This window comes from Comamonas sp. B-9 (genome assembly GCF_000410635.1).
In the GTDB taxonomy this organism is placed as follows: domain Bacteria; phylum Pseudomonadota; class Gammaproteobacteria; order Burkholderiales; family Burkholderiaceae_C; genus Comamonas.
Window position 1 is genome coordinate 1 of sequence record NZ_APCR01000535.1, and the last position, 891, is coordinate 891.

General features: G+C 68.9%; 1 protein-coding gene. It reads right to left on the bottom strand.

The genetic code is table 11. From position 1 onward, the window contains the following. A partial coding sequence (locus H928_RS26200; protein ID WP_021025548.1) for a LacI family DNA-binding transcriptional regulator occupies positions 1–891 on the bottom strand: 891 nt, incomplete at both ends.

An 891-nucleotide genomic window follows, 5' to 3' on the forward strand; every position in this document is an offset into this window, starting at 1 on the left:
CCAGCACGGCGGGGGGGCGGCCCGCTTGCTGCGCCTGATCGCGCCATCGCTGCAGATGCTGCTGCAAGGCGCTGGCGTTGTGCGGCGTGCTTTCCCACACGCTGCCCTGCATGGCCGCCGGCTTGCCGCGCCCGGTGCTGCCTTGGCCTTGCAGGTAACGGGCAAAGGCCTGCTGGCGCGCGGTGCGCGAGCTGACATCGGCAATCGGCTCGGTCACCAGCAGCACTTCGTCAAAGCCTTGCTGCTGCAGGTGGTCCATCGCGATCTGGATCACGCCGGGGTTGTCGACGGTCACAAAATCGGCGTCCATCCCTTCCTGGAAGCGGTCCACCAGCACGATGGGCTTGCCGTGCAGCTGTGCGTCCTGCCAGAGCTGGGCGCTGGTGTCCACGCGGTTGAGGATCATGCCGTCGAGCTGGTAGGCCGACAGCGCATGCATGGCATCGCGCTCGCGCCCGGCCTCATTGCCCAGGTTGAACAGCACCAGCAAATAGCCAGCGGCCTGGCAGGCTTTTTCTGCGCCCTGCAGCACCGCCACCGAGAAGGGGTTGGTTACATCGGCCACCGCCAGGCCGATGAGGCGCGTGCGGCCATGCTTGAGTGCCTGCGCCATCGGGCTGGGCCGGTACTGCAGGCTGGCAATGGCCTCCTGCACGCGCTTGGCCATGTCGGGGGTGAGGATGTCGGTGCGGCCATTGAGGTAGCGCGACACGGTGGCCTTGGAGACCTGGGCCGCCAGCGCCACATCGGCAATTGTGGCCCGGGCCTTGGCGGCGGCAGGCTTGGCTGCGCCGGGCGGGCTGGGGCGCTGGGGAGTGGCAGGGGGCGCAGGCTTGGGCACGGGGCGGTCCAGGGTGGTCGTTACGGTAGCGATGGTAGCGCCGAACCGCC